The following is a 22,558-nucleotide window of genomic DNA, read 5'->3' on the forward strand; positions in this document are numbered from 1 at the left end:
ATGACCCGTGTTTCTGTATATAAAAAGTGTCATAGTGACATTCATCCTGAATCAAGAGCTGCACGGCTTATCCAAACACAAAAAAAGTACGAACGAAAAATAGAGGATTATCAAAAATCAACAGGAAATATTCCTCCATGTCAAGAGGGGTGTTATAACTGCTGCTATGAGGATTTTTCTATAACTGAAATTGAGTTTGAATTTATTATGCGTGAGTTGAAGACTTGGAGCAAAGATCGAGCAGAAAAAATATATGATACTGCTTTGGATCAGTGTGAAACAATTAAAAATGAAAGACCTGACACATGGAGAAATTTGGAGATATATACAACGAACGATGGCACAATAATTGTTGAACAAATGAAGAAGCACATGGCAGTTGGACGGAATAGCTTTCCTTGTCCACTACTTGATCCAGAAACAAAATCATGTTCAATTTACGATTCTCGCCCTCTGATTTGCCGTTCTTTTGGTTCGACTCATCATAGCATCAATCAAGATACTCGTGTTGAGATATGCGAGTATATACCTGATTCTGTGGAACACGCTGCAATGACTCCTAATGTTGAAGATGAAACGGCAGAGACTGTTGAATATGTACATTTACGTTTGCCAGACGGAAGTACAATTCAACAAAGGCCCTATCCGATCTATTACTGGTTTAAGATTTTCTTCGATCGGACCGGAAAAAAAGAAGCGCAGTATAATCATTATGATAGCCCAATCAATTTTAATCAGTCACTTGAACAGGCAAACTTATACACTTTAAAAGGATTTAATCTGATTTAAACGAGATAAAAGACAATATTCGTGAAATCGTTTCGCTTGTATAGTTGGCCACACTTTTTCATTCGTGTTTTAGCTCATTTTGGATCTTCCAGGGCAGCTGTTTTGTTCGCATTCTCTCCACACAACAAAAAACTGAAATTCGTTATTTTAACATGAAACTTAAAGGAGGATTTAGACATGGCAATTATTAAAGAACAATATTTAGAGCAGCATACAGAATTTAAACCACCATTTCAAAAGGAAGAAGCAACAATCATTATTCAGGAACAGAGTAGCCAACCGACTTTAGACTTTGCTTTAGCATTGTTGCCGACATTAGGAAAGGTCACACGTATTACGCATTTTAGAAATGGTCAAAAAGTGAGATATTATACGTATGTGGAGACTGTTGCCTATAAATTATTTATTTACCAAGGTTTAGCCAGTAATTATAACGGCGAAGGCAGCCACGCTTTTCAGTCATTTTTAATAAATGTGGGAATTCCAGAAGAAGAGGTTTCTTTCATAACAAAGTCCAATGGTGAAGATGTGGCCGTAATTGAAATAGCTTTATAAAAAGGGTATTTTGAAGTCGAGGATCAAGGAGAAAATCGTATTATGGAATATAAATTAGTACCGGTACACGCCGGCATACCCGAAATGGAATAGTCGCGCGCTATAATCTTTATTGAAACATACAAGGATGGTATGTTAGATAAAGATGATAAAAATTCATTCAAGAGAGGTTTTCAACTGTGCCTTATAGATTTCGGATATAAAATAGTGGAAAAGTGAAAATCAACATAAGAAGCCGTTAATGGCTTCTTTTTTATGTAAAAAGGGTTGTTTTACTAGGAGAAGAATGTGAGGGCTTACCGATCGTCTGCACGCTGCAACACTTTCTATACGCTTACCACTAATTAATGCAGAACCAAAATATTTTCAGGAATTTCAAAAATTTTGTGTTGAAGTCTTATATTAAGAGTAAGCAGGCTCTTACTGGAGCCTGCTTTTTTTATTTATTGTTGCTTAACAGTTATTTTTAAGGTATTTTTACAGTATATGCTAAATTAACAAACATAATATTTACGCCTACATCAACTTTCTTATATTTGTTTTTAACTGCCCATGCAACAGCACCAGAAGTTCCAGCAGTAATAGCCGCAGCTGCTCCAGCACCCCATGGTCCGGCAGCAGCAATTCGACTTGTGTACCAACCGATATATCCGGCTGCAAATCCACCTGCTACTATGGCATTCATGCTTCTAACTTTCGGTCCTAATTTGAGGTGTAAACCTACAAAACCTAAAGTCTGCATGTCACCTTTTTTCTCATTCTCTTCAAAGCTAAATTCTTCTGACTTCATTGAAGTCATTAGTAGACTGTCGTGTTCTGAAATTCCCATTTCCATAAGGGTTTCTTTATCAGCTGTAAAATGAATATTTCCATCCTTATCTAATTCGAAATAATTAGATAGTTTCTCTGCTAATTCCAATTGTTTTTTATCTACACTGACTGGAGGGGTCTCATTATTACCTTGACTGGCATGACTAATCATTGGAGAAGAGAAACCAAATGTAATAGTAAGCACACATAACACTACTAGAAATTTTTTAAACATACGTACCACTCCTATTTGTTTTTTGGGGTAACGCATACATGATATTTCCTTCTATTGGGGTGGAATACTTAGAGGTTAAGGAGAGTAATAAAATGTATTTATTCTTATTCACTTTGATTTATTGTGTAATCACACAGATGTTGAGTTTTTCCTTTGAGATGTCTTTTGGTGTGTACTTGATAGGTTTAGCTTTAATCAAAGGACTTTCTAGTGTGGAAATTAAAGACATCTTTAATTTCAAAAAGACAAGGGACGTGTTCAAAGAAAACAGATTTATAGATTCTTTGATGGAATTGTTTTCTTTGGTAATAGTGTTTATTAATGCATACATAATTGATTATGAACCATTCTCTCCCTTTGAGTTTGTTTATACTTTTTTCTTGCTTGTAATTCTGTACAGGTTCCTATTTTGGGGGATCATAAGAGAGTCAAAAAAATGGTTGCATAAAGAAGCATAGGAGACATGGATTTATAAGAATCACTCACTTTCTTTGATATATTTCCATGCTACCATTTATTTCTTGATAATTGGTAATGTGATGGAAAGTTTCTTTTTGGGTTGCGGTGACCGCAATATAGGTTCTTTTATTAGGGAGGATAATTTATGATGACTGTAATACCAGTATTGATGATGTTAATTGGTGCTTCTTATTTTGCTGTTTATATGAAAAAACGTAAGAATAATAAAGAAAAAGAGATGGGTTATAAAGTTGTTTTTGCCGTTGTTTACTTTTTACTGAGTGTCCCATTCATCAATATGGTCATCACTGGATAATAAAGAACAGGCTAAAGAGCCTGTTTTTTTGTTTCTTAAAAAACATGGCACCTATTTTAAAAACACCACCAAGAGCGTTCATATTCGTTTCTAAGCATCTTTATTTATGCTCGGGTTTTTCATAGTGTGATGCTTCAAGAACGCTTATATGGGATATAAATGCGTTAACTGCTGTGATAGCATCTAAAAACCGATATGTCTTGTGTCCTACTTGCTTAAAAAGTGTTTGCGTCATGCCGAAAATTTTACATATTAATGGATAAATAGGGTTTTATTAGGAATTCTTGTGCTAACATTTATTAAAAATTGGTTTTCTAGGGGGGGATTGTAGATGGCGTCTATACCGTCTCCAGTTGTAGCGATCAAGATAAATGAATGGTATAAGCATATAAAAAGATTCAATGTTAAAGAGGCCCAGATGCTAAGGGAAGAGGTTAGAAAAGATATAGATGTCATGGAAGAAGATGAACAGGCGGTTCTTTATTTTCAGTTGATGGAGTTTCGTCATCAATTGATGACAGACTATGTGCAGCCTTCTAAAGAACCACTTGAAAAATCGGATTACTTGAAAGCTGTAGAAGGACAAGGAAAAAAGATGTCAGCCATTCTTGAATACTATTTTAATTTTTTTCAAGGCATGTATGAATTCAAAAATGGTGAGTTTATTAGAGCTATTGTGTTCTATAAGCGCTCGGAAAAGCGCCTGGAGCAAGTAGGGGATGAGTTAGAAAGAGCGGAATTTTATTACAAATTATCTGAAGTGTTTTATCACATGAAACAGACACATGTGTCTATGTATTACGTTGGTCTTTCTTATGATACTTATAAGGCGCATAAGAGCAATTCCCTTTATATGATTCGAGAAATTAATTGTCTAACTGTTATGGCAGGTAATTTCATTGATTTTGAATGCAGAGAAAAGGCGCTTCCTCATTTATTGTCAGCTTTAGAAAAATCTAAGGCAATTTCTAATAAGCCAATGATTGTGAAGTCATTATTTAATATTGGGTGTTGTTATAAAGGATTAGGTGATTTTAATAGGGCACTAGCTTATTTTAATCAGGTTATTCTAGAAGGAGAGCCTATTAATGCTACAGAGTTGCTTTTGGTTTTTTATGAATTATCGTTATTTCATTTGAGTCAAAAGGAATTTATTGAGGGTGAAAGATTTTTCAAAAGAGGCTTGGAAGAAGCGAAGAATAGAAAAAATGATCTGTTTTTATCGTTGCTGATGGTATTGGAAATTTTATTTTTAAAAACAGCAAACCTAAGTGAAGTCTTGAGCTCGTTGGAAAAATTAGAGAATGAGAGGGGTTATCCATATATGGAAGACCTAGCGCTTGAAGCGGCTCGGTACTATAATGAGAATGGGCGTATGGATGAATCTGTAAAAATGTATGAAAAAGTGATGTACGCCCGAAAACAAATCCAAAGGGGCGACTGTTCATATGAATTTTAAAACGGTTCTTACTGGTTTTTTGAGTGCTTCAGCATTGCTAGGTGTGATCTCTTTATCATCTGTCGATTTTGATGTGAATTCAAGAAATGCTACTTCTCCAGAATCCACTGATCTGACTGTAAGGAATGCTACAGGCAGTAGCGTTACTACTGAGGATTTTCCTCTTATAACTTTATCTCAACAAGATAACGATTTTGCTGTGAGGAATGGAACCCGTTCTAGTGAAAATCCTGATGTTCGTTTTGGAACACGTGATTCTAGATTATCTACTTGATGAATCAAACAGACCTTTAGGGTCAGGCTGTCGAGAAAATCTCGACAGCTTTATTTTCCCCCTTAAAATTTACATTTCCCCATTTTATAATAGAGAAAAGCATATTAAAGGAAGGTGTTTTTCTCATGTTCCACATTAGACATTCTTCTCAGCACGAAGCTGAATTTGTATGACTAGATCAATTGGTTGAACACGATCACTTGCTTCGTAAAATTGATCAGTACATTGATTTTTCATTTATCATAGATAAAGTAAAACCGTATTATAGTGAGAAATAAGGTCGTCCTTCTCTCGATCCACTTATTTTGTTCAAAATGATGTTTATCGGGTACCTAACATCATGACGTGGAAAATAAAAAAGAATGTAGAAAAACATGAGTTTCTCTACATTCTGGTCACCCGAAAAGGGTGCTTTCTATCGATAATTCGCAAGAAATGTTTGTCTCGCTTTTTCATATGTTTCTGCATCAAAATGATCTCCGCATTTGTGGATACACCAAGGCTCTTCTTGTCTCGCAATTCCAACCTCATAGCCCTGCTGGACGAATTCAAAGGACTGCGAAACATCATAAAAATGAAAGCCATCAAAGAGATCCTCACGCCACTTCACATCATACTGCGTCGCCATGAAAAGACCATCAATCGCCGAAGCGTTGATATAATCTTGTGTTTCCGCCTGTTGTTGACGACCTCTTTCAAACGAAAGCAGCTGATAAGTGTCGTGACGATATTCAATGACTTTCCCCCGGCAATGAGAACTCTCCCACCAAATCCCATTGTCAGGCACGCTTTCTGCACCTATGACCCCAACCATCCCAAGTGATGGATGCTGTAAAAAAAGCGGGATCAGCTCAAGCAGCATATGCTGTTTGACAATCAAGGTATCTTGATGAAGATAAATTTTAAACTGAGCTGGATGGGTGATCGCTTCATTATAAGCAGAGGTCATACTGGATGCATGTCTAATCGGCAAAACCTCCACATGATATCCATGGGGAGCAGGAAGTGAAGCGAGCTGCCGAAAGCAAGCCTGAAACATCGATTCATCATTTACACATAAAACAAACAGGATGGTGGGGTTACTCATGAAACTGAACCGCCTCAAACACATACTGATAGGCGGTAGCGGCCTCGTGAAAATCTGAACGAATGCCATGCTTCATGAGTAATTCATGTAAATCACTCATCACGCTTGCATAGGAAGGATGCTTTACGCGAATGGTTTCGAGTTCGCGAATACGAAAGCCTGCTGAATGAAAGAGTGCATGAATTTCGTGAAGGGTGAAGAAACGTAAATGTGTTTGATCCATTAATCCTGCATCTGTATAAGTGAATCTGCCGGCTAGTAATTCTAAAACTGTTGATATGTGACCGATATTCGGAATGGATGACAGGATGACTCCTTCTTTTTTAAGGAAGGGTTTGACCTTCTTTAAAACGGCCCACGGATCCAATAAATGTTCAAGGACATCTCCGAAAATGATGCAGTCAAAGTGTTCATGTTCGTAAGGGAGAGTCATCTGTTCAATATTTCCGCATAGCACATGATCTAGCTCTTGCTCAGCCTCTTTTGCTGCATCCTCAAACGATTCAATTCCATAAATGGTCCGGCCCTTTTGTTTCAGGACTTTTCCAAGTTTGCCTGTGCCGCATCCGATATCCAATAAAGACGTCCATTCCTCACGAATACGGCTGACAATGACCGGGTTCACGCCATGATAATACTGATCCTTTTTTTGGTGATAATAGGAAAGGGAATCTGAACTCACGCTCTACCCACCTTTCTGCTTTCTCATTGTTTTCATGCTTAATATATGGGTGGGGAGCTTGGTTTTATAACGTGAGAATGACAATTTTCATGAATAGCGGCTATAAAGGGATCATATAAAGAACGGGAAACGGACTGTCCTCCTAATATAGAAAGACAGAACCCCATGAGTGGAAGGGATTGGTATGAAGGGGTGTTCAATTACTGTAGCGTATCGTCATGAAAGGATTTTCAAAAGGTCAATTGACAAGTCTTTTAGCCAAAGCAGTCTGAAAGACAAAGGATAACGGCGTTGATTTACGGTTTGTTTATCATCTTCTGATCACCGTTGGATGTTAAAAAAGCTTGTATTTCTTCGATGCCTAGTCCAATTTTTTTCGCTTCCTGAATCAAATAAACCCACTCTTCGTCAACTCTTCTTTTCACTTGCGTATCCATAATATCCTCCAGTTCAATAAGACATATTCATCTGCAACCAATGACTTGAACAAACCGTCTAGTAACTGTACGTGTGGATGAAAACAGCGCAAAATAGATTTTGTCGAAAAATGATGACATTTAACCTATTTTGTAAAATCTATCACCTACCACGTTCCTAAAAAAATGACTAAAAAACCCATAAATATTGATTTCTTACTTCTAATAATAAACAATTGTAAAGTCAGTTAAAAGATTATAAATTAAAATAATGAAAAAGACCTAAATCATTTGGCTTATATAAACCAATTAGGTTGACATTTGCCATCAAGTAGAACAAATTTCATCTGTTCAGGACGTACATATTGTTCGTTTGGGAAGTTCTTCTCAAGATGGTATTCTAAAAGAAACAGAAACCACCAAGAAGGAATGAAGAAAGACATGTATAGCCTTTTTCAAAAGTATCAAGAAGTTGTCATGTATCTTGTGATGGGTGTGTGTACAACCATTGTCAACATAGTCAGCTTCTACTTATTCGTTGAGATGTTTTCCATGGATTATAAAACAGCTACAGTTGTTTCATGGGTATTTGCTGTTCTCTTTGCTTATATCACCAATAAGAAGTATGTCTTCAAGCAAAAGGCTCGTGATACGAAAAGCCTTATGCGTGAGCTTTCTTCATTTTTTAGTGTTCGTCTCATGTCTCTAGGTGTAGATCTGGGGCTGATGATTTTATTTGTGAGCCAAATGGCGCTCAATGAAACCGTCGCAAAAATTCTTGTCAACTTTGTGATTGTGGTCGTGAATTATGTCGCCAGTAAATGGTTCGTCTTCAAGAAAACAAAAGAAGATGCGATTTAACACATGAAAAAAGATAGGTGATGTGAAATGAGCAGCAGGCCAGACGAATTATATGATGTCATATATCAGCAAACAGAAAAGCAGCATGAACAAGTGCTGAGGCTAGTCAAAGAAATGACCGCACATCCAGAAGCGTTTTCGGAACAAGAAAAGGAAAAGATCAACCGAATGGACATTGCGCTTCAAACGGCAACGGACATTTTAGAAAACTTAATGACACCTGACACGCAAATGACCATTGTTTTAAGACAAGGGAGAATTCATGTTGACCTGACGAAAGCGTAAAAGAAGCAGCCAATTGTGAAAGCGGCTGCTTTTTATTATGCATCGCTTGTTTCCCGCAGTTGCTTTGGAGACATGCCGATTTTCTTTCGAAAGACTTTATTCAAGTAATTCGCATTTCGGTAGCCGCACTGTATGGCGATTTCTTCAATCGAGTATTTTGTTGTTTTCAGTAACGTTTCCGCCTTTTCTAACCGGATATTGGTTAGATAGTGAATAGGTGTGAAGCCAGTGGCCTTTTTGAATTCCCTCGTAAAATGACTTTTGGATAAACGTGCCGCAGCTGCCATATCGTCCGGGCCAATTTCCTCGTGAAAATGATGGCTGGCAAACAAGGCAGCTTGAACGATGGGCTCGGGCCATTTCTCCATTTGTCCCTCAAGCTTTGGCAAATATGAATATAGTTCCATGACAAATTGATAAGCAAGGCTAGACCCCTCAAATGGATTGGTAATCCGTCTTTCACTGGCTTCATCATAAATGTTCTTGAGCAGGCGGATCGGTCTGGAATTTGGGTGAAAACGCATGACCTGCTTTCCTTGGTCAATAAATTGGTCAAAGCAAAGATCGCAGGCTTCCCCGTAAAGCGTTAAATAAAGGAATTCCCAATGCTCACTGTCCTCTGGAAAATAATATTGATAGGCACTTGGGCTTTTCACGAGAAAGGCCTGACCCGGCAACACTTTGAAACGTTTCTCTCCGATTTCAATCATGCCATGTCCAGACAGTGTGAGCTGAAAGATGCACTTGCCCTGATCTTTCCGCTCCACGCCATTCCAGCTATATAACGAAGATGATTGTACTTCCCAGCCAACAGACCATATTTGCGCCGGCAATGTCACATCAGAATGGTGAAAACGAAATGCAAATGCTTCCTTCTTCAAATTGGAAACCCTCCTTCACAGCAAAAAACAACCTTTTTCTATTTAGAATCATGTTACACCTCATATCACATCGTACCATTCACAGCAAAAAAAGGGTATTTTTTAACGGTTTTTTTACCATTGAACTGATGTTGCTGGGACAACTAAAATAAAAGTATCAGAAGAGAAAAGGGGAATGGATATGATCGAGACGTTACGCGCGGCATTTCACCAGCAATTTGGAGATGGAGAAGAACTTCGCTATTTTTTTGCCCCAGGAAGAGTGAACTTGATTGGTGAACATACAGATTACAATGGAGGCCATGTGTTTCCATGCGCACTTACTCTCGGAACGTATGCTGCTTGTGCGAAGCGTTCAGATGGCCGCGTGAGAATGTATTCCTTGAACTTTGATGACGATGGTGTGAAAGAATTCGACCTTTTTGAAATCGCTTACTTGGAGTCGGACGGCTGGGCGAATTATCCGAAGGGCGTGTTCAGTCAGTTTATCGAAACAGGGATGAAGATCGAAGAAGGCTTTGATATTGTATACGGCGGCAATATTCCAAATGGTGCAGGCCTGTCTTCTTCTGCCTCCATTGAGCTTGTTACCGCTGTTCTCATCAATGAATGGCATTCATTCAGCGTTTCAAATGCCCGTCTTGCCCTCCTTTCACAGCGTGCAGAAAATGAATTTATTGGTGTCAATTGCGGGATTATGGATCAGTTTTCGATTGCTCTTGGAAAAGAAGATCACGCCATTTTGCTCAATTGTGACACCCTTGCCTTTGAATACAGTCCGTTTCGACAAGAGGGACTGGCGCTTGTCATCGCCAATACAAACAAAAAGCGGACACTGGCTGATTCCAAATACAATGAGCGCCGGGCAGAGTGTCAATCAGCTTTAAATGATCTTCGGAAAAAAATCGACATCACCCACTTATGTGAGCTCACTGCGGATGAATTTTCGGGGCTTGCCCACTTGATTGAAGATGACATATGCCGCAAACGTGCAAGACATGTCGTGATGGAAAATGAGCGGACCATAAGAGCGATAAATTTCTTGAAAGATGATAAAATTGAAAAGTTAGGCGCCCTCATGAAGGCTTCTCATCTTTCTTTAAAGAATGATTATGAAGTAACAGGACTTGAACTAGATGCACTAGCAGAAGCGGCTTGGCGTCACCCTGGGACGATTGGCTCCCGTATGACAGGTGCAGGCTTTGGCGGATGCACGATCAGCATTGTGAAAGAAGAGCTGCTGGGTTCATTTATAGAAGAAACTGGTGCGATGTATCAAGAGAAAACAGGACTTCAAGCCTCTTTTTACACAGCTGGAATTGGAGGAGGCGCAAGAGAACTCACGAAGGAGGAAATGTGATGACAATTTTAGTTTGTGGAGGAGCAGGGTACATAGGCAGTCATGCGGTGGCGGCTCTTTTAGCGAAAGGCGAACGAGTAGTGGTAGTGGATAATTTGCAGACAGGCCACAAAGAAGCTGTTTTGGAAGGAGCTGTCTTAGAAGAGGGAGATTTACGGGATCACGTCTTTTTAAGACAGGTTTTCAAAACGCATCAAATAGAAGCGGTCATGCACTTTGCGGCAGATTCACTTGTCGGGGAGAGTGTGACAGACCCGCTTAAGTACTATGACAACAACGTCGGCGGAGCAACCGCTTTACTACAAATAATGAATGAATTTGATGTGAAACACATCGTCTTTTCTTCAACTGCTGCTGCATACGGTGAACCGAAGCGCGTGCCGATCGTTGAAACGGATGAAACGAACCCAACGAATCCTTATGGAGAAACAAAATTAGCGATTGAAAAAATGCTGAAGTGGTCTGAGCAAGCGTATGGAATAGAATACGTGGTGCTTCGGTACTTTAATGTAGCTGGTGCCCATACAGAAGGAATTGTCGGAGAGGATCATCAGCCTGAGACACACCTCATTCCAATTATTCTGCAAGTTGCTTTAGGAAAACGGGATCAGATCATGATTTACGGTGATGATTATGAGACAGAGGACGGCACGTGTATTAGAGATTACATTCATGTGATGGACTTAGTAGAGGCGCACATCTTAGCCGTTGACCGGCTGCGTGCTGGAAAAGGCAGTGCGACCTACAACTTAGGGAATGGAACAGGTTTCTCCGTGAAGCAGGTCGTAGAAGCTGTCAGAAAAGTCACGGGGCATGCCATCCCGGCACAAGTGGCAAAAAGACGCGCGGGAGATCCAGCAAAGCTGATTGCTTCTTCTGAAAAAGCGCTGCAAGAATTGGGATGGACACCTCAATATGCTGACCTTCACACGATCATTCAGAGCGCGTGGGATTGGTTTCAGAAGCATCCAGATGGCTACCGAAGTGAATAAAGCGTAACAGGCAGGCAAGAGAGGGGACAGAGGGAATGGCGATTGATATTTTTGAAAAATTGGAACAGCTGATTCAATACGGGATCAATAAAGAGCTGATGACATCACTAGATATCGATTATACGAGAAATCGGCTGCTTGAGGTGCTCGGGCTCGATGACGCTGAAGCAAGAACAGTCTCAGGAGAAGGAGACCTTGAAGACATTTTAATGCCGATGCTGGATTGGGCAGTAGAAACAGGCCTTATTCCTGAGGGGACGGATACGTATCGTGATTTACTAGATGCGAAAATCATGGGCTGCTTGGTGGCACCTCCAAGTGTCATCTATGCGATGTTTGAAGAAAAACGCCAACATGAGGGACCAGAGGCAGCTACAAGCTGGTTCTATGCGATGCAGCAGCATGCCCACTATATTCATACAGGCAGGATCGCCAAAAATGTACAGTGGTTTACACCAACAGACAATGGTGTGCTGGAAATCACCATTAATCTATCAAAACCGGAAAAGGACCCCAAAGCCATCGCTGAAGCCAAGAAGCTCAGTCAAAAGCAATACCCTCTTTGTCTCCTTTGTAAAGAAAACGTTGGCTTCGAGGGGCGGATCAACCATCCAGCGAGACAGAATCACCGGATTATTCCTGTGACACTCTCAGGTGAATCGTGGTTTCTGCAATTTTCACCTTATGTGTATTACAACGAGCACTGCATAGTGTTCAAAGGTAAACATGAGCCAATGAGCATCACCAAAAAAACCTTTGAACGACTGCTTTCCTTCATATCTATATACCCGCACTATTTCATCGGGTCGAACGCCGACCTTCCGATTGTCGGAGGCAGTATATTAAGTCATGACCATTTTCAGGGCGGTGCACATGAATTTCCGATGGCGAAAGCAGAGATGGAAGAAGTCTTTTCTCTCAAAGCCTTTCCGGATGTGCGAGCTGGCATTGTGAAATGGCCGATGTCTGTGATCCGCCTTCGAAGCAGCGAGCGGCAGTCGCTCGCGGACGCAGCAGACTTTATCTTACATGAGTGGAAATTGTATTCAGATGAAGAGGTGGGGCTGATCGCTCATACAGGAGAGACTCCGCACAATACCATTACACCTATTGCGCGACGCCACGGGGATGACTATGAATTAGATTTAGTGCTGCGTAATAACCGTACAGACAAGCGGCACCCAGACGGCATTTTCCATCCGCACGAAGAAGTTCACCATATTAAGAAAGAGAATATCGGATTAATTGAAGTCATGGGCCTTGCTGTCCTTCCTGGCAGATTAGCAGAGGAGTTAAGCCAATTAAAAGAGGCATTGCTATCCGAAAGTCCTCTTGAAGAAATCAAAGCCCGTCCTGCTATCATGAAACACGAAACATGGGCAAAGCGGCTGCTTGAAGAGAACACCTTTACAGAGGACAATACCGAAACCATTTTACAACAAGAAATTGGCTCTATTTTTTCTCGAATTCTCTCGCAGGCGGGTGTGTTTAAAAGAACTGAGCAAGGGAAAACAGCTTTTAACCGTTTCATTCAAACACTTCATACAGGCAGGTGATTAGATGATTGAACAAGTAAGAGAGCTAATGGAAGAAAAGCAGCTTGATGGTGTCTTGATTCAAAAGCGAAATAACTTCTCCTGGCTGACAGGCGGAAGAAGGAATCACATTGTGTTAAATACGCCAGAGGGCGTGTGCCAGCTGCTCGTCTTAAAAGACGACCTCGTCCTCATTGTGAATCAAATGGAAGAAAAGCGGATCATTGAAGAGGAAATGGCGTATGTCGATCATCCCTTTCAGGTGGTCACAATGGATTGGTATGAGGATGAGACCTCCTACATTCAAGAACTCACAAAAGGTAAACGAATTGGGGCGGACATTCAAATGGATGGATTCGAATGGATCGAGCCGGATTTGTCACATGTTCGATCGATCCTTACTGCCTCGCTGCTCAGTCAATATGAAATCCTTTGTCATGAAACAGCGGTCATTGTAGAAAGTGTCTGTCAAGAAATCGTGCCAGGGCAGACCGAACACGAAATTGCTTCGCTTATTGCTCAAAGAGCCATTGCACAAGGGATGACGATAGAAGTCCTGCTTGTGGCAACGGATGACCGGATCCATCAATACCGTCACCCGATTCCAACAGAGAAAGCACTTCAAAAGCACGCGCTTGTTGTCCTCTGTGCAGAACGGCACGGGCTCGTAGCGAATGTCTCAAGGTCTGTTTACTTTGGTCAGCTTCCAAAGGAGCTTGAAGAGAACAAAGAGCGGCTTGCACGAATTGATACAGTCATGAATGCCGCCACACGTCCTGGTAAAACATTAGGAGATGTACTGAAAGCAGGTATTGCTCAGTATGAAAAAGAGGGCTTCCCTGATAGCTGGAAAAAGCTTCATCAAGGGGGAAAGACGGGATTTGTATCTAGGGAAATCATTGCTGTTCCCTCATCGAAGGAAGAAATTCAGCTGCATCAAGTGTTTACGTGGAATCCTTCATTGCCTGGACTGAAATCAGAGGATACGATAGTAGTAGAAAAAGAGGGCAACCGCTTTTTAACCTATACAGGCAAGTGGACGTACATGGACATTGAACATGAAGGGGAGATCTATAGACGACCTGACATCTTAGTGAGAGATGAATAAATGCAGAGTGCCGGCGCTGAGCCGGTTTTTTGCTGGAAGTCTTTAGCGAGATTCCACTAATTCAGCATCATTACCAATTCTTACAGAGTATCGCAGAGAATCGATACTTTCTTTTCTTGTGAACTTGCGTTAAAATGAGTAAGGTTTTTGTTAAATGTGGGGATACCTATTTCAAAATTGTTTACCTAGATAAAATTTCATTAAGTTAAATTGAAATTCGACCAAACTTTTTTATTGTGGTAAACCTAAATTTGACAAAGTTCTTGATTGTTTGTCCTTTGCCTTCAACTCTCAACTTTTCAAAATCCTAGAAATTTATTGTGTGTGCAATAATATAAATTTATGTCGAATTTATGACATTTTAATAGAAATCTGTTGAAAAATAAATGAACTTTTGAAAAAAGGGAAGCTAACTCTAACAGATTTTGATAGCATTACAAAGGGAAGAAAAGTTTTCGAAGGCAGATGGCTTTTCACAATTATTCAGCAATTTATACATTATCTAAGGAAGGATGGTGATCTTCTTGTTCAGAGCCATTAAACCTATGCTTTTATTAGCGATGCTCGTGAGTGTTTTTTTATTAGGAGGTTGCAGCAATATCGCTGTTTTAGATCCTAAAGGACCTGTCGCAGCACAACAAAAAGACTTAATCCTTTTATCCATCGGATTCATGCTCTTTATCGTTGGTGCGGTATTTGTACTGTTTACCATCATTTTGGTTAAATACCGTGAGCGTAAGGACGTTGGAAACGCCTCTTATAACCCAGAACTACACGGGAATACGCTTCTAGAAGTTATCTGGACAGTGATCCCAATATTAATCGTTGCTGCCCTTTCGGTTCCAACTGTAAAAACAATTTACTCTTTGGAAGAGGCACCTCAAGCAACAAGCCATAAAGATCCACTTGTCGTTTATGCTACAGCTGTTGATTGGAAATGGATCTTTAGCTATCCAGAGGAAAATATTGAGACAGTGAACTACTTAAACATTCCAAAAGATCAGCCGGTTTTATTCAAAATCACTTCCGCTGATACAATGGCATCACTATGGATTCCTCAGCTAGGCGGGGAGAAGTATGCGATGGCTGGAATGGAGATGGAACAATATCTTCAAGCTGATCAAGTTGGCACATATGAAGGAAGAAACGCCAACTTCACAGGCGAGGGCTTTGCTCAGCAAAAATTCAAAGTCAATGCGATGACGCAGTCTGACTATGATAAATGGGTAAGCAAAACGAAGAAAGAAGCACCAAAGTTAACGAAGAAAACGTATGACTACTTGATGCTTCCGGATGCTGCAGATGTGCAGACATTCTCATCAACACATTTATCCTTTGCGAAGCATGGAGAGGATTCTGAATACGCACTCCAAGCACGCAAACGTTTAGGTTACCAATCAGTTTCTCCGCATTCCAAAACAGATCCTTTCGAGAATGTGAAGAACTATAAAAGAAAACTAGATAATGAATAAACTGACTAAGGAAAGGAGGAGGCCGTTATGCATTTGAAATGGGATGAGTTTTTTGTAACTGGAGACCCATTAATTCTTGGTGCGCAAATTTCTATCGCTCTTACTTCCATTGCCATCGTGTTTGTTTTAACCTACTTTAAAAAGTGGAAATGGCTCTGGAAAGAATGGCTAACATCAGTTGATCATAAAAAGCTTGGGATCATGTATATCCTTGCTGCTGTGATTATGTTCTTCCGCGGTGGGGTAGACGGACTGATGATGCGCGCACAGCTGGCGCTTCCTAATAATACGTTTTTAGATTCCAACCACTATAATGAAATTTTCACAACGCATGGTACGATCATGATTCTATTCATGGCGATGCCATTTTTAATTGGTTTAATCAACGTCGTTGTTCCTCTTCAAATTGGTGCACGTGACGTTGCATTCCCTTATTTGAACAACCTTAGCTTCTGGACATTCATGGTTGGAGCGATGCTGTTCAACATTTCCTTCGTCATTGGAGGATCACCAAGTGCAGGCTGGACGAGTTACATGCCGCTCGCCGGAAATGATTTCTCACCAGGACCTGGACAGAACTATTACTTGCTCGGGCTCCAAATTGCAGGTATTGGTACACTTATGACAGGTATTAACTTCATGGTGACCATCTTAAAAATGCGAACAAAAGGTATGACACTTATGCGTATGCCAATGTTTACATGGACAACATTGATTACGTCTGTCATCATCGTATTCGCATTCCCTGTATTAACAGTTGCTTTAGCACTTATGACATTTGATCGTTTATTCGGTTCTGCATTCTTTACACTCGAAGCAGGCGGTATGCCAATGCTTTGGGCGAACCTTTTCTGGATTTGGGGACATCCTGAGGTATATATCGTCATCCTGCCGGCTTTCGGTATTTTCTCAGAAATCTTTGCGACGTTCTCAAGAAAACAGCTGTTTGGTTACAAAGCGATGGTTGTATCGATTGTGGCAATCTCTGTTCTTAGTTTCCTTGTGTGGGTTCACCACTTCTTTACAATGGGGAACAGTGCAGCGGTTAACTCATTCTTCTCGATTACAACAATGGCGATTTCTGTACCAACAGGTGTGAAAATCTTTAACTGGCTCTTTACGATGTATCGAGGCCGTATCAGCTTTACTTCACCAATGCTTTGGGCACTTGGTTTCATCCCGAACTTCGTTATCGGTGGTGTCACTGGGGTTATGCTTGCGATGGCAGCTGCGGATTACCAGTACCATAACACGTACTTCCTTGTATCCCACTTCCACTATGTATTAATCGCAGGTACTGTCTTTGCTTGTTTTGCTGGTCTTGTTTTCTGGTATCCAAAAATGTTTGGTTACAAGCTAAACGAAAGAATCGGCAAATGGTTCTTCTGGGTATTCATGATCGGATTTAACATCTGTTTCTTCCCGCAGTACTTCTTAGGACTGCAAGGAATGCCAAGACGTATTTATACGTATGGACCAGAAGATGGCTGGACTGCACTAAACTTTATTTCAACAATTGGTGCATTTATGATGGGTATCGGATTCATCATCCTTTGCTACAACATCTACTACAGCTGGAGACACGCGAAACGTGAAGTGTCTGGAGACAGCTGGGGAGATGGACGTACTCTTGACTGGGCGACATCTTCTGCAATTCCGCCGCATTATAACTTTGCAGCACTTCCAGAAGTGACAACACCAGATGCATTCCATCATTGGAAGCAAAACAACGTAGACGTTCATCCTGAAAAAGAATTCAAGAAAATTCACATGCCGCACAATTCAGGCAGACCACTCATCATGTCTGCATTCTTCGGACTTGGTGCATTCGGTCTTGTATTTGAATGGTACTGGATTGGCGTTATTGGCTTAATCGGTGTATTCGCAACAATGATTCTACGCTCATTTGAATATGACGATGGCTACTATATTCCTGTTGAAGAAGTGATTGAAACAGAGAAAAAGAATAAGGAGGCGCAGAAGTAATGGGACATAATGATAGCAGCTATGCAAATGCACCGCTTGAATATCAGTCTGAAACAGGACGTTTAAACATCCTTGGTTTCTGGATATTCCTTGGCGCGGAAATCGTGTTATTCTCAACACTTTTTGCGACCTACTTTGTTCTTCATGGCAGAACAGCTGGCGGCGTTTTACCAGCTGAGCTGTTCGATATGAAGCTTGTATTGATCATGACATTCCTGCTATTGGTTAGTTCATTTACATGCGGGATTGCTGTTCATGAAATGCGCCGTGGAAGTACAAAAGGGGTTATCATTTGGACGATTCTGACACTGCTTCTAGGTGCAGGCTTCGTTGGCTTTGAGATTTTCGAGTTCTTCCATTATGTACATGAGGGTGCGAGCATCCATACAAGTGCGTATTGGTCTGCATTCTTTGTACTTTTAGGAACTCACGGACTACACGTATCCATCGGTATCTTCTGGATTACCGGGGTCTTGTTCCAAATTAAAAAACGTGGATTAACTCCACAAACAGCAGCGAAGATTTTTATCTCAAGTCTATACTGGCATTTCCTTGATGTTGTATGGATTTTCATCTTCACAGCTGTTTACTTGATCGGATTAGGGGGGCTTTTGTGATATGGCTGGAAAAACAAATTCCTCAGCAGAGCACGAACACTTCCCTTGGAAACACGTAGTTGGCTTCATCCTATCCATTGTGCTAACAATCTTAGCATTCTGGATTGCCATTGGAGCTGAAATTGGCAGTTCTGCAAAACTATGGATTATCTTTGGTTTTGCTTTCATTCAAGCGTTCTTGCAGCTATTCATGTTTATGCACATGACAGAAAGCGAGAACGGAACTGTTCAAGTCGGAAATACATTGTTTGGTCTGTTTTGTGCGATTATCTTCGTTATCGGATCTGTTTGGATCTTTGCGGCTCACTACAGCCACGGAGAGAACAGCAAAGATGGTTATTCACCTTCTGCGCCAAAGCAGTCTGAGCATTCAGAGAAATAATAAAAAAACCACTCATCCCTCAAAGGTGAGTGGTTTTTATCATGATGTTGATTACGCCTCCAATAGGTGGTGCGTGATTTATCTGGTGCTGCTGAATCTTTTGCGAATGAATGGAAGTCCATAAATGAGAAACGCTGCAATGTGTGCCAAAATGACGTTAATGGCAAAGAATGCGATCATGAAGGTATGTCCTGCTGGAGATAAACTGCTCGTCATGTAAAGACCGAAGAAAATCCACATAATCATAATGGGTGGAATAGAAGCTAGTGCAATTTTTCTGTTTTCAAGCCATAAAAACAGGGGTGTAGCCGTTGCAATACATAGGTACGCAAAGAACATATCCATCGTATCCAACTCCTTTGTAAGTTGATATCCAAATCAAATGAGAGGTCAGGATGCAATTGTGTCTGTTTTTAGGAGATATTGTGAACATTTTGTTACAAGTATTATACCACAATTGACTTTGAAGTAAACTCAATAATTGGAAAATAGGCCTTATTCCGTAGAAAGTGGCTTTTTCCTTTTCTCTCCGTACAGCTTATGCTGGCTTGATAATTGCTTGTCATATCGCCACATAGGTCATTGAATTTTCCCCTTAATATCTGTAAAATAATCTTTTTAAAGGACTCATGATCGGATGAATGGAAAGAGTATAGAGGAATTTTTTCCTATTGTTAGAATGAAAAGTATTTCATTTTTTGAAAAATGATTGGAACCTTTCGGATGTATCTTCCGTCATATTTAAGGTGAGTTGCTTTTGTGAAAAATTCAATCTAATATAAATAAGGGCTTTTATGTTTTGTAATAAGGGTGGTTAGTTCATGAACAAGCAGAATACATCTCCGTACTATCAAGGGGATTTAATTTTTATATTTTTAGCCTTCTTTGCCATCAGTGTCATTGCGATTTATGCTGCGGGTCAATTTGGACAGTATGGATCTAATGCATGGACGAGGCAGATTATTTACTACATGGTCGGAGTTATATGTATTGTAGCCATAAATTACTTTGATTTGGAGCAATTAGAGAAGCTAAGCCTCTATATTTTTATAGGTGGCATACTGTTGTTACTTTTTCTGAAAGTCGCTCCTGCACAAATCGGAGGTCATGATTTTGCTCCAATTAAAAATGGTGCAAAAAGCTGGTTTGTGATACCAGGGATTGGGACACTTCAGCCTTCAGAGTTTATGAAAATTGGTTTGATTATGATGCTTGCATCTGTCATCGGTAAGTCAAGCCCTAGAGGAAAACGGACATTAGAAGATGATATCTTCCTACTATTAAAAATTGCCGGTGTAGCAGCCGTTCCAGTTGGACTGATTTTCTTACAGGACGCAGGTACGGCAGCTGTCTGTATGTTTATTGTCGTTGTGATGGTGTTTTTATCAGGGGTTAATTGGAAGCTGATTTCTCTCATCGGTTCTGTGGTTGTGCTTTTAGTTGCCGCTGTGTTAGCCGTGATCATTCTCTTCCCTGATGTTGCGAAAACAATTGGCATTCAGCAGTATCAGATTAACCGGATTACCGCTTGGCTGCCTGATAGCTCTACGTCAGCCAACCAAGCGCAGACTCAGGATGCGTCTGGGTCTGATAAATATCAAGTAGACCAGGCCATTATGGCTATTGGTGCTGGACAGATTTTTGGGAATGGGGTTAAAAACTTAAAAGTCTATGTCCCAGAGGCACAAACAGATATGATTTTCTCCATTATAGGAGAAGCCTTTGGCTTTGTCGGATGTGCGTTTGTTGTGATCATGTTCTTCTTCTTGATCTATCGGCTTGTCGTGCTGATCGACCGTATCCATCCTTATAGCCGGTTTGCGTCATTCTTCTGTGTAGGATATACAGCACTGATTGTGATCCATACGTTCCAGAACATTGGGATGAACATAGGCGTGATGCCTGTAACAGGGATTCCGCTCCTATTTATCAGCTTCGGAGGAAGCTCTGTCTTATCTGTCCTCATTGGATTCGGGATTGCTTATAACGCAAGTGTTCAATTAACGAAATACCAAAGTTATTTATTTAAATAAAACGGGTAAGGGCAGTCTAAGTATAGACTGTCTTTTTTCATGCGAGTTTTAATTTTTGAAAAGCCATATGTCTTTGTCATATGATAGTACAAGTGAAGGAGGTCTTCGAATTGAACAAAACGATAGAAACGATATTAAATCATCGGTCCATCCGTTCGTTTACAGACGAGCGTTTGTCCGAAGAAGAGGTGCTGACACTCATTAAAAGTGCACAGGCTGCTTCGACATCAAGCTATGTACAGGCGTATAGTATTATTGGAGTGACAGATCAAGAGAAGAAGGCCAAGCTTGCTGAACTGGCTGGGAATCAGCCATACGTTGAGAAGAATGGGCATTTCTTTGTCTTCTGTGCAGACTTGAAACGCCATGATGATATTGCAAAAAAAGCAGGGGAAAATCATCAGGAGGCGCTTGAGAATACGGAAGCCTTTCTCATTAGCGTCATTGATACGGCGCTCGCTGCGCAAAATATGAGTGTAGCCGCAGAATCAATGGGACTTGGGATCTGCTATATTGGCGGTCTGCGTAATCAACTGAAAGAAGTGTCTGAATTACTTGAAACGCCATCTTATGTGCTGCCGTTATTTGGTCTGGCTGTCGGACATCCAGCGAGTCAATCGTCACAAAAGGAACGGCTGCCAGTTGAACTCATTTATCATGAAAATGCATATCAGCAAGATGAAGCGCATGTGGATCGTTATTTAAAAGAATACGATGATCGTATTTCATCATATTATGAAGAACGAACAAACGGAGAGAGAAAAGATACTTGGTCTAAGCAGATGCTTCGCGGCTTTAGTCAGCCAAAGCGTGCCTTCCTTGGAGAATTTGTTAAAGAGAAGGGCTTTAATCGAAAATAAATAAGACATCCCCCCTTTCGATTGAGAGAGGGGGATTTCTGTAAGAGGTGCAGCATGATGAAATTAAGTATACTGGATCAATCTCCTTTGATCGGAGATGCAACACCTGTTGAAGCATTGAAGCAAACGGTTGAATTGGCAAAGCAGGCAGAGAAGTGGGGCTATCACCGTTTTTGGGTATCAGAGCATCACTTTTCAAACCGGCTTGCAGGGTCGAGTCCAGAGGTGCTACTCGGTCATTTATCAGCCGTTACGTCACATATACGTATTGGCTCAGGCGGTGTGATGCTGCCTCACTATAGTGCCTATAAAGTAGCAGAGAACTTCAGGGTTCTCGAAGCACTGGCTCCTGGCAGAATTGATCTTGGGATTGGACGTGCTCCTGGTGGTATGCCCATTTCCTCCATTGCCCTTCATCATGGTGAACGAAAACGACTAGGTGATCAATATCCTGAGCAGGTAGAAGAATTGAAGGTCTATTTACACGACCTAGCGGATGAATTTTACCCGCTGCCCCATTTAACCGCTTCTCCGAAGGTAGAGACTGCACCAGAGGTATGGATTCTTGGTTCCTCCGGAGGGAGTGCAAGACTTGCGGCGAAAGCAGGTGCAGGCTATACGTTTGCTCTATTTATCAATGGCGAAGGCGGAGAAGATTCTGTGGAGCAATACATCAACCGGTTCGAACCTTCAGCATTCGGTGATGAGCCGCGCGTCAGTCTTGCGGTCTTCGTTTTATGTGCTGAAACAGAGGAACAGGCAGAAAAACTGGCAGTCAGCTTAGATTTATCCTTACTCGCCAATGAACAGGGGCAAAACCTCGGGGGCTTTCCTTCATATGAAAAGGCACAAGCTTATTCCTACAGTCCATATGAACAAAAACGAGTGGCTGCCAATCGTCAAAGGATGGTGGTTGGAACGCCATCTTCTGTGAAAAAGCAGCTGACGGCACTAGCGAAAGCGTATCGTACAAATGAAGTAATCGCTGTGACGATCACTCACCACATGCAAGACCGGCTCACATCGTATCGTTTATTAAAAGAAGCCTTTGATGCATAACGTATGTATGTCTGTTTACCGTCCACGCAGCCAATAGAGGGGGAA

At 40.9% G+C, this 22,558-nt stretch carries 24 protein-coding genes and 1 pseudogene; 19 read left to right on the forward strand and 6 right to left on the reverse strand.

Annotated features, from left to right (window positions below):
* Both C6Y03_RS04895 and C6Y03_RS04900 read left to right on the forward strand, forming a co-directional pair.
* A complete protein-coding gene (locus tag C6Y03_RS04895) occupies window positions 1-789 on the forward strand; it encodes a YkgJ family cysteine cluster protein (RefSeq protein WP_106030653.1) in 789 nt (262 codons plus the stop codon).
* A gap of 177 nt (window positions 790-966) precedes the next feature.
* A complete protein-coding gene (locus C6Y03_RS04900) occupies window positions 967-1,344 on the forward strand; it encodes a hypothetical protein (RefSeq protein ID WP_106030652.1) in 378 nt (125 codons plus the stop codon).
* Window positions 1,345-1,810: 466 nt separating this feature from the next.
* On the opposite strand, the gene C6Y03_RS04905 is transcribed toward C6Y03_RS04900, so the two are convergent.
* Window positions 1,811-2,389: a hypothetical protein gene (locus C6Y03_RS04905; protein WP_126268974.1), complete on the reverse strand. Its 579-nt coding sequence runs from the start codon at window positions 2,387-2,389 to the stop codon at window positions 1,811-1,813.
* A gap of 607 nt (window positions 2,390-2,996) precedes the next feature.
* On the opposite strand from C6Y03_RS04905, the gene C6Y03_RS19125 reads away from it, so the two are divergent.
* The 4 genes and pseudogenes from C6Y03_RS19125 to C6Y03_RS19320 form a co-directional block, all read left to right on the forward strand.
* Window positions 2,997-3,164: a hypothetical protein gene (locus tag C6Y03_RS19125; RefSeq protein WP_155758699.1), complete on the forward strand. Its 168-nt coding sequence runs from the start codon at window positions 2,997-2,999 to the stop codon at window positions 3,162-3,164.
* Between the two features lie 331 nt (window positions 3,165-3,495).
* Entirely contained in the window at window positions 3,496-4,623 is a 1,128-nt protein-coding gene (locus C6Y03_RS04915; protein WP_106030651.1) for a Rap family tetratricopeptide repeat protein, read from the forward strand.
* A complete protein-coding gene (locus tag C6Y03_RS04920) occupies window positions 4,613-4,897 on the forward strand; it encodes a hypothetical protein (RefSeq protein WP_017360144.1) in 285 nt (94 codons plus the stop codon). Before C6Y03_RS04915 ends, C6Y03_RS04920 begins: the two co-directional genes overlap by 11 nt.
* Before the next feature lie 125 nt (window positions 4,898-5,022).
* Window positions 5,023-5,172 (forward strand): annotated as a pseudogene (locus tag C6Y03_RS19320) (transposase); the annotation flags it as partial.
* A 140-nt stretch (window positions 5,173-5,312) separates the two neighbouring features.
* On the opposite strand, the gene C6Y03_RS04925 reads toward C6Y03_RS19320, so the two are convergent.
* From C6Y03_RS04925 to C6Y03_RS04935, 3 genes are all read right to left on the reverse strand, one after another.
* Window positions 5,313-5,984, reverse strand: coding sequence for a glycosyltransferase family protein (locus C6Y03_RS04925; protein WP_034660733.1), 672 nt, complete (start codon window positions 5,982-5,984; stop codon window positions 5,313-5,315).
* Entirely contained in the window at window positions 5,977-6,666 is a 690-nt protein-coding gene (locus tag C6Y03_RS04930; RefSeq protein WP_106038932.1) for a class I SAM-dependent methyltransferase, read from the reverse strand. The genes C6Y03_RS04925 and C6Y03_RS04930 overlap by 8 nt, the downstream gene beginning before the upstream one ends.
* A 296-nt stretch (window positions 6,667-6,962) precedes the next feature.
* Window positions 6,963-7,103 (reverse strand): anti-repressor SinI family protein, encoded by a 141-nt coding sequence (locus tag C6Y03_RS04935; RefSeq protein WP_008345506.1) that lies wholly within the window; start codon window positions 7,101-7,103, stop codon window positions 6,963-6,965.
* A 456-nt stretch (window positions 7,104-7,559) separates the two neighbouring features.
* On the opposite strand from C6Y03_RS04935, the gene C6Y03_RS04940 reads away from it, so the two are divergent.
* A complete protein-coding gene (locus tag C6Y03_RS04940) occupies window positions 7,560-7,943 on the forward strand; it encodes a GtrA family protein (RefSeq protein ID WP_012011676.1) in 384 nt (127 codons plus the stop codon).
* A 27-nt stretch (window positions 7,944-7,970) separates the two neighbouring features.
* Window positions 7,971-8,228 (forward strand): hypothetical protein, encoded by a 258-nt coding sequence (locus C6Y03_RS04945; protein WP_003215318.1) that lies wholly within the window; start codon window positions 7,971-7,973, stop codon window positions 8,226-8,228.
* Between the two features lie 35 nt (window positions 8,229-8,263).
* Here the strand turns inward: C6Y03_RS04945 and C6Y03_RS04950 are convergent, their stop codons facing one another.
* The gene (locus tag C6Y03_RS04950) at window positions 8,264-9,109 is read right to left on the reverse strand and encodes an AraC family transcriptional regulator (protein WP_034660412.1); all 846 of its coding nucleotides are present in this window, start codon (window positions 9,107-9,109) and stop codon (window positions 8,264-8,266) included.
* Between the two features lie 181 nt (window positions 9,110-9,290).
* On the opposite strand from C6Y03_RS04950, the gene C6Y03_RS04955 reads away from it, so the two are divergent.
* From C6Y03_RS04955 to qoxD, 8 genes are all read left to right on the forward strand, one after another.
* Window positions 9,291-10,469 (forward strand): galactokinase, encoded by a 1,179-nt coding sequence (locus C6Y03_RS04955; protein ID WP_411266084.1) that lies wholly within the window; start codon window positions 9,291-9,293, stop codon window positions 10,467-10,469.
* Entirely contained in the window at window positions 10,469-11,461 is a 993-nt protein-coding gene (galE, locus tag C6Y03_RS04960) for a UDP-glucose 4-epimerase GalE (protein WP_106038934.1), read from the forward strand. The genes C6Y03_RS04955 and galE overlap by 1 nt, the downstream gene beginning before the upstream one ends.
* Window positions 11,462-11,496: 35 nt before the next feature.
* Window positions 11,497-13,017, forward strand: coding sequence for a UDP-glucose--hexose-1-phosphate uridylyltransferase (gene galT, locus C6Y03_RS04965; protein WP_106038935.1), 1,521 nt, complete (start codon window positions 11,497-11,499; stop codon window positions 13,015-13,017).
* Window positions 13,018-13,021: 4 nt separating this feature from the next.
* A complete protein-coding gene (locus C6Y03_RS04970) occupies window positions 13,022-14,104 on the forward strand; it encodes a M24 family metallopeptidase (protein ID WP_106038936.1) in 1,083 nt (360 codons plus the stop codon).
* A gap of 515 nt (window positions 14,105-14,619) precedes the next feature.
* Window positions 14,620-15,576, forward strand: a complete 957-nt coding sequence (gene qoxA / locus C6Y03_RS04975; RefSeq protein WP_095285740.1) for a cytochrome aa3 quinol oxidase subunit II — start codon at window positions 14,620-14,622, stop codon at window positions 15,574-15,576.
* Window positions 15,577-15,603: 27 nt separating this feature from the next.
* Complete coding sequence (gene qoxB, locus C6Y03_RS04980) at window positions 15,604-17,562, forward strand: cytochrome aa3 quinol oxidase subunit I (protein WP_034660406.1); 1,959 nt, start codon at window positions 15,604-15,606, stop codon at window positions 17,560-17,562.
* Complete coding sequence (qoxC, locus tag C6Y03_RS04985) at window positions 17,562-18,179, forward strand: cytochrome aa3 quinol oxidase subunit III (protein ID WP_106038937.1); 618 nt, start codon at window positions 17,562-17,564, stop codon at window positions 18,177-18,179. The genes qoxB and qoxC overlap by 1 nt, the downstream gene beginning before the upstream one ends.
* 1 nt (window position 18,180) lies before the next feature.
* The gene (gene qoxD, locus C6Y03_RS04990; RefSeq protein ID WP_003215204.1) at window positions 18,181-18,561 is read left to right on the forward strand and encodes a cytochrome aa3 quinol oxidase subunit IV; all 381 of its coding nucleotides are present in this window, start codon (window positions 18,181-18,183) and stop codon (window positions 18,559-18,561) included.
* A gap of 78 nt (window positions 18,562-18,639) precedes the next feature.
* Here the strand turns inward: qoxD and C6Y03_RS04995 are convergent, their stop codons facing one another.
* Window positions 18,640-18,906, reverse strand: coding sequence for a spore morphogenesis/germination protein YwcE (locus tag C6Y03_RS04995; RefSeq protein WP_003215279.1), 267 nt, complete (start codon window positions 18,904-18,906; stop codon window positions 18,640-18,642).
* A gap of 476 nt (window positions 18,907-19,382) precedes the next feature.
* Between C6Y03_RS04995 and C6Y03_RS05000 the strand changes: the two genes are divergently transcribed.
* The 3 genes from C6Y03_RS05000 (at window position 19,383) to C6Y03_RS05010 (ending at window position 22,513) form a co-directional block, all read left to right on the forward strand.
* Window positions 19,383-20,594 (forward strand): FtsW/RodA/SpoVE family cell cycle protein, encoded by a 1,212-nt coding sequence (locus C6Y03_RS05000; RefSeq protein ID WP_066031564.1) that lies wholly within the window; start codon window positions 19,383-19,385, stop codon window positions 20,592-20,594.
* A gap of 110 nt (window positions 20,595-20,704) precedes the next feature.
* Window positions 20,705-21,454, forward strand: a complete 750-nt coding sequence (gene nfsA / locus C6Y03_RS05005; RefSeq protein ID WP_034660404.1) for an oxygen-insensitive NADPH nitroreductase — start codon at window positions 20,705-20,707, stop codon at window positions 21,452-21,454.
* A gap of 54 nt (window positions 21,455-21,508) precedes the next feature.
* On the forward strand, window positions 21,509-22,513 hold the full coding sequence (locus C6Y03_RS05010; RefSeq protein WP_189318311.1) for an LLM class flavin-dependent oxidoreductase: 1,005 nt from the start codon (window positions 21,509-21,511) through the stop codon (window positions 22,511-22,513).
* Window positions 22,514-22,558: the final 45 nt, after the last annotated feature.

Source organism: Bacillus sp. LNXM65, from assembly GCF_002998575.1.
Lineage (GTDB): Bacteria > Bacillota > Bacilli > Bacillales > Bacillaceae > Bacillus.

Excerpts from the sequence above, each read along its gene's own strand:
- C6Y03_RS04895 (WP_106030653.1), top strand. The coding sequence starts at position 1 with ATGACCCGTGTTTCTGTATATAAAAAGTGTCATAGTGACATTCATCCT.
- C6Y03_RS04900 (WP_106030652.1), top strand. The coding sequence starts at position 967 with ATGGCAATTATTAAAGAACAATATTTAGAGCAGCATACAGAATTTAAA.
- C6Y03_RS04905 (WP_126268974.1), bottom strand. The coding sequence starts at position 2,389 with ATGTTTAAAAAATTTCTAGTAGTGTTATGTGTGCTTACTATTACATTT.
- C6Y03_RS19125 (WP_155758699.1), top strand. The coding sequence starts at position 2,997 with ATGACTGTAATACCAGTATTGATGATGTTAATTGGTGCTTCTTATTTT.
- C6Y03_RS04915 (WP_106030651.1), top strand. The coding sequence starts at position 3,496 with ATGGCGTCTATACCGTCTCCAGTTGTAGCGATCAAGATAAATGAATGG.
- C6Y03_RS04920 (WP_017360144.1), top strand. The coding sequence starts at position 4,613 with ATGAATTTTAAAACGGTTCTTACTGGTTTTTTGAGTGCTTCAGCATTG.
- C6Y03_RS04925 (WP_034660733.1), bottom strand. The coding sequence starts at position 5,984 with ATGAGTAACCCCACCATCCTGTTTGTTTTATGTGTAAATGATGAATCG.
- C6Y03_RS04935 (WP_008345506.1), bottom strand. The coding sequence starts at position 7,103 with ATGGATACGCAAGTGAAAAGAAGAGTTGACGAAGAGTGGGTTTATTTG.
- C6Y03_RS04940 (WP_012011676.1), top strand. The coding sequence starts at position 7,560 with ATGTATCTTGTGATGGGTGTGTGTACAACCATTGTCAACATAGTCAGC.
- C6Y03_RS04945 (WP_003215318.1), top strand. The coding sequence starts at position 7,971 with ATGAGCAGCAGGCCAGACGAATTATATGATGTCATATATCAGCAAACA.
- C6Y03_RS04955 (WP_411266084.1), top strand. The coding sequence starts at position 9,291 with ATGATCGAGACGTTACGCGCGGCATTTCACCAGCAATTTGGAGATGGA.
- galE (WP_106038934.1), top strand. The coding sequence starts at position 10,469 with ATGACAATTTTAGTTTGTGGAGGAGCAGGGTACATAGGCAGTCATGCG.
- galT (WP_106038935.1), top strand. The coding sequence starts at position 11,497 with ATGGCGATTGATATTTTTGAAAAATTGGAACAGCTGATTCAATACGGG.
- C6Y03_RS04970 (WP_106038936.1), top strand. The coding sequence starts at position 13,022 with ATGATTGAACAAGTAAGAGAGCTAATGGAAGAAAAGCAGCTTGATGGT.
- qoxB (WP_034660406.1), top strand. The coding sequence starts at position 15,604 with ATGCATTTGAAATGGGATGAGTTTTTTGTAACTGGAGACCCATTAATT.
- qoxC (WP_106038937.1), top strand. The coding sequence starts at position 17,562 with ATGGGACATAATGATAGCAGCTATGCAAATGCACCGCTTGAATATCAG.
- qoxD (WP_003215204.1), top strand. The coding sequence starts at position 18,181 with ATGGCTGGAAAAACAAATTCCTCAGCAGAGCACGAACACTTCCCTTGG.
- C6Y03_RS04995 (WP_003215279.1), bottom strand. The coding sequence starts at position 18,906 with ATGGATATGTTCTTTGCGTACCTATGTATTGCAACGGCTACACCCCTG.
- C6Y03_RS05000 (WP_066031564.1), top strand. The coding sequence starts at position 19,383 with ATGAACAAGCAGAATACATCTCCGTACTATCAAGGGGATTTAATTTTT.
- C6Y03_RS05010 (WP_189318311.1), top strand. The coding sequence starts at position 21,509 with ATGATGAAATTAAGTATACTGGATCAATCTCCTTTGATCGGAGATGCA.